The organism is Protofrankia sp. Cas3 (assembly GCF_963555955.1).
In the GTDB taxonomy this organism is placed as follows: domain Bacteria; phylum Actinomycetota; class Actinomycetes; order Frankiales; family Frankiaceae; genus Protofrankia.
This window is the reverse complement of sequence record NZ_CAUVXP010000146.1, coordinates 1-5,145: the sequence shown is the minus strand read 5'-3', so window position 1 is coordinate 5,145 and position 5,145 is coordinate 1. Positions and strand designations below refer to the sequence as shown.

The window sequence follows — 5,145 nt, the reverse complement described above, 5'->3', positions numbered from 1 at the left end:
ACCACTAGTCATCGAGGAAGCCCGAGGACCCGCTCGGCGACGATGTTGCGCTGCACCTGCGACGAACCGCCCCAGATCGTCACCGAACGCGACCACATGGCCTCCTGCTGCATGGCGCGCAGGTCGGTGTCGGGGCGCGGTCGGGCGAGCGTCGCCTCCGGACCGAGCAGATCGTCGAAGGTCTCCCACAGGTCCTGGTGCGTGTGCGACCACTGCAGTTTGGTCACAGATGACCCGGCCCCAAGATCCTCGCCCCGTTCGACCTGGGTGAGCACGTGCATGGAGCGGTAGCGTAGGCACTCGAGCTCGACCATCCGGCTGGCGAGCTGCTGGCGCAGGATCGGGTCGCCGGTGCGGCCGAAGGTGGCCGCGGTGGCCACGATCTCGTCGAACTGCCGGCGCATGGCGGTGTACTGGACGATGCCGGAGGCCCCACGTTCGAACGACAGCAACAACATCGCCGTTGACCAGCCGTTGCCGACCCCGCCGAGACAGTCACCGACCTTCACCCTGGCATCGGTGAAGAACACCTCGCCGAACTCGCTCGCGCCGCTGATCTGACGCAACGGCCGGGCCTGCACCCCGTCGGACCGCATGTCGATGAGCAGCATGGAGATGCCGCTGTGCCGCTGGGAGCCGGGTTCCGTGCGGACCAGCGCGAAGATCTTGTCCGCGTACACGGCATTGGTCGTCCAGACCTTCTGGCCGTTGACGACGAACTCGTCACCGTCGAGCACGCCGCCGGTGCGCAGCGCCGCGAGGTCCGAACCCGCACCCGGCTCGGAGAAACCCTGGCACCAGATCACCTCGTTGCGCAGCATCGGGCCGATGATGTCGCGCTTCTGCTCGTCGGTACCGATCGCCATGACGGTGGGGGCGAGGAAGGCCAGCCCGAGGGCGTTGACCGTGTGTGGCGCCCCGGCACGCTGCGTCTCCTCGTCGTAGATCGCCTGCATGCCGGGCGTCCCGCCGCGCCCGCCGTACTCCCGCGGCCAGGAGATACCGGCGAAGCCTGCGTCGTATTTGCGGCGCTCCCAGTCCCTGCGCAGCTCGAACGCCGCAGCCTCGGGCATGGCCGACCAGAACGACCGGGACCGCCACCGCGGCGGGACGTTGTCCGCCAACCACGCACGCAGCTCCGCGCGGAACTGTTCCTCCTCGGGCGTGAACGTGAGGTCCATCAGGCGGCTCCTGCGGGCGGGCTGTGGGCAACGCGGCATGCGGAGTTTATTTGCAGCGGGCACGATGTGACGTGTGTCCGCGCCCTACCTTGCATCCGCGCTCCGGAAACGGGGAACACGATGATCGTTCCGGCACGGCTGAACCCCACCACCCGGGACGACGCCCTGCGCCAGATGGCGACCGACGTCGTCGACGTCGTCGTCATCGGCGGCGGCGTCACGGGTGCGGGGGTCGCGCTCGACGCGGCCACCCGCGGCCTGTCGGTGGCCCTGGTCGAGGCACGAGACCTCGCGGCCGGCACATCCAGCCGGTCGAGCAAGCTCATCCACGGTGGGCTCCGTTACCTCGAGCAGCGCAACGTGGCGCTGGTCGCCGAGGCGCTGCGGGAACGGGCGCTCCTGCTGGACACCCTGTGCCCGCACCTGGTGCGCCCGGTCCCGTTCATATACCCGATCACGCATCGGATGTGGGAACGCGCCTACGTCGGCAGCGGAATGCTGCTCTACGACACCCTCGGCGGCGGTCGCCGCAACGTGCCGCACCACCGCCATCTGAGCAGGCAGGCCGCGCTGCGCGCCGCACCGTCCCTGCGACCGGACTCCATGGTGGGGGCGATCCAGTACTGGGACGCCCAGGTCGACGATGCCCGCCACACCATGTTCGTCGCCCGCACCGCGGCCCACTACGGCGCCCTGATCGCCACCAGCGCCCGGGTGACGGGACTGCTGCGGGAGGGCGACCGGGTCAGCGGCGTCCGTGTCGACGACCTCGAGAACGGCGGGCAGATCGACGTCCGGGCCCGCCAGACGATCAACGCGGCGGGGGTGTGGACCGACGACATCCAGGCCATGGCCGGCGGTCGCGGTCAGCTGTCCGTCCGGGTGTCCAAGGGCATCCACCTGGTCGTGCCCCGCGACCGGATCCACTCCACCACCGGGCTGATCCTGCGTACCCGGACCAGCGTGCTGTTCGTGATCCCCTGGGGCTCGCACTGGATCATCGGAACGACCGACACGGACTGGAACCTCGACCTCGCCCACCCGGCAGCCAGCAGCGCGGACATCGATTACGTGCTGGCCCACGTCAACCGGGTGCTGCGCACACCGCTGACCAACGAGGACATCACCGGGGTCTACGCCGGGCTGCGGCCGCTGCTGTCCGGCGAGTCCGAGGGCACCTCGCGGCTGTCCCGGGAACACGCGGTCGTCTCGCCGGTGTCGGGCCTGACCATGGTGGCCGGCGGGAAGTACACGACCTACCGGGTGATGGCCCGCGACGCGGTCGACTCAGCCGTCCATGGCATGAACCGCTACGTGCCGGCCTCGTGCACCGAGCGGATCCCGCTTCTGGGTGCCGAGGGCTACCAGGCGCTGTGGAACGCCCGGGAGACACTCGCCAACCGCAGCGGGCTGCACGTGGCCCGGGTCGAGCATCTGCTGGGACGCTACGGCAGCCTCGCCCGCGAGATCCTCGCCCTCATCGAGGAGCGCCCCGCACTTGGAGCGCCGCTGCGCGGGGCCAGCACCTACCTTGCGGCGGAGGCCGTGTACGCCGCGTCCCACGAGGGTGCCCTGCACCTTGACGACGTACTGACCCGCCGGACCCGGATCTCGATCGAAGCCTGGGACCGGGGCCTGGAGGCCGCAGCGCACGTCGCCGAGCTGGTCGGACCCGAGCTGGGCTGGGATCACGCGACCACCGCCGCGGAGATCGAGCACTACCGGACCCGGGTGGCGGCCGAACGCGAGTCCCAGCGGCAGGCCGACGATCAGACCGCCGACGCGGCCCGACTGGGCGCCCCGGACGTGCGCGGCAACGGCCGGCTCCGGCCCGCCGCGCCCGAGCCGGCCCTGGGTCGCGGGTCGCGGGTAGCGGGTAGCGGGTAGCGCCAGGTCCGACAAAATACCCGCCGGCGACGCTCGCCAGCGGTCTGGAAAATGACAGCGAAAATGTCGCCGCGGCGCTGTACAGCCCGCGCCGTGGTCCGATGACGGCGAGAAATCCGACGATTGCTCCGCGTTGTCTACCGAGGTCAAGAGCTGTGCCCGGGGCTGTGGCAGACCCCCGAACTGCACCGAAAATACCCTTCTGGGAATTATCAGAATGGCCGTAGAAATAGTCCGTGTGACAACACGACAGTCAACAGACATAAGCCGGCCAACATATTTCCGGCTGGTAAACACACCGGTAACCTGTCACCATATCCGCTGACGCCGACCGGCGACCCAGGGCATGACCACTAGGCATGCGCGGCATGAGTGGTAGGTTCTCCAGGTAGCGAGACCCCATGTTCGCGGAACACCGGACCGGCCCGCCGTGCCTCCCGTTGCGGAGTCTGCCTCTTCTGGAGGTGTGTCTATATACAGATGCCTCGGCGCCGACCAGCAGGTTTGTCACGGCCCGGTTACGCACGAGGGTGAGCGACCTCAACAGGCGCCGTATTATACGGATCGCCGCATTGCCGAGTACGCCCCCTTGGGCCGGTCTCCCGCATATCGGCCGGTGAAGATCCGGAAGGGACGCTGTACCATCCGAAGCCGGCTTCTGACGAGGGCAAGCCACGGGATAATACGAGGGGAACAGCAACCGACGTAAACGGGCGCTGTTTTCGCACGGCTACGATCAACAGTAGCTCCGCCCGGAGACGGGAGAAACCCGCCGTGACAATGCACGCGCACCCAGGATGGGATCCGCACAGACTCCGGCAACTCCACGACGCGACCGCACCGCCATCCGCCGAACAGCTCATGCCCGCGAACACCGACCTCGACCTGCTGTGGACGGGCGACGGTCTGGCCCGAGGGCTTGCGGAGATGACCCGTGACAAGCGGCCGCCCCGCTTTCTCCCGGTGTCGGGACCGTCCCTGGGCTCGGCCGCCGAGCGTTGGCTCATGGCACGGACATGCCAGCGTCGGGTCGCCGCGGTCGGTCAGCTTGTCGATGATCCCCTGGTGCGTGGCTTTGAAGAGCGCGTCGACGCGCTGCGGCGGATGAGCGACATCCTCGGCGGCACCGACGTGCACGCGCTGTCCATCACCGAGCTCCGCATCACCGTCCGGCTGCTGCGCACCGGCATCCACAACGACATCCATCAGGCCCGGCTGTACGCGGTGGCCGCCGAGCTGGCACGACTGGCAGGATGGGCCATGTACGACGTCGGGCAGTACGGCGCCGCACAGCGATGCTGGCTGGTGGCGCTGCGGGCCGCCCACGAGGCGGGTGCGCCCGCCCTGGGTGCCAACGTCCTGCGCTGCATGGCGGAACAGGCAACGTGGTACGGGCAGCCGGCCGACGCGGTCACCCTGCTCCAGTCGGCCCAGGCCGGCGCCCGCAGTGTGTTGAGCGCCATCGAACGGGCCGTGATCGCGGCTGACCTGGCCGTCGCCCACAGCCGCACGGGTCACCGCGTGGAGGCCGCCGCCGCGACCACGCTCGCCCACTCGCTGATCAACGAGGTCCGCCCGGAACGGAACCCCCCCTACATGTACTGGGCCGGCCGCAAGGACATCTCGTTCGCCGCCGGCGAGGCTCTGCTGTCCGGCGGCGACCCGGACCGGGCGATACCCCACTTCCAGGCAGCGCTCGACGACCTCGACGGCCTCGACGACGAGTTCCCGCGGAACCGGGTCGAGTTCCTGACCAGACTGGGTGTCGCCCATGTCCGCACAGGCGGCGCCGATCGGGCCATCGCCCTCGGGCACGAGGCCATCACCCACGCGGCAACCATCGACTCCGGGATGACCCGCCGCGACATCGCCCGTCTCTGCCAGGAGATCGAGCAGGCCGGGCATGCCGGCGCGGCCGCACTGGTTGACCACGCCCGGCGCGCGCTCGGCCCGGCAGAGGTGGCCGCGGCGTCGTCCTGACGCGATCGCACCCCAGAACTGTTCTCGGGGAACAGTCCTGCGACTCCGAATCCCACCTGCGCGGCCTAGCCCGCCATCCAGTTGGCCTGCGAGGGTA

Annotated in this window: 3 protein-coding genes; 2 read left to right on the top strand and 1 reads right to left on the bottom strand. The window is 69.4% G+C overall.

The window, feature by feature from the left end:
• Positions 1–8: 8 nt before the first annotated feature.
• On the bottom strand, positions 9–1,181 hold the full coding sequence (locus U9983_RS21750; RefSeq protein WP_322755798.1) for an acyl-CoA dehydrogenase family protein: 1,173 nt from the start codon (positions 1,179–1,181) through the stop codon (positions 9–11).
• A gap of 120 nt (positions 1,182–1,301) precedes the next feature.
• On the opposite strand from U9983_RS21750, the gene U9983_RS21745 reads away from it, so the two are divergent.
• Positions 1,302–3,068: a glycerol-3-phosphate dehydrogenase/oxidase gene (locus U9983_RS21745; protein ID WP_322755797.1), complete on the top strand. Its 1,767-nt coding sequence runs from the start codon at positions 1,302–1,304 to the stop codon at positions 3,066–3,068.
• Positions 3,069–3,842: 774 nt separating this feature from the next.
• Positions 3,843–5,048 carry an XRE family transcriptional regulator gene (locus U9983_RS21740; RefSeq protein ID WP_322755796.1) on the top strand — a complete coding sequence of 402 codons (1,206 nt, stop codon included), beginning with the start codon at positions 3,843–3,845 and terminating at the stop codon, positions 5,046–5,048.
• Positions 5,049–5,145 lie beyond the last annotated feature (97 nt).

Excerpts from the sequence above, each read along its gene's own strand:
- U9983_RS21745 (WP_322755797.1), top strand. The coding sequence starts at position 1,302 with ATGATCGTTCCGGCACGGCTGAACCCCACCACCCGGGACGACGCCCTG.
- U9983_RS21750 (WP_322755798.1), bottom strand. The coding sequence starts at position 1,181 with ATGGACCTCACGTTCACGCCCGAGGAGGAACAGTTCCGCGCGGAGCTG.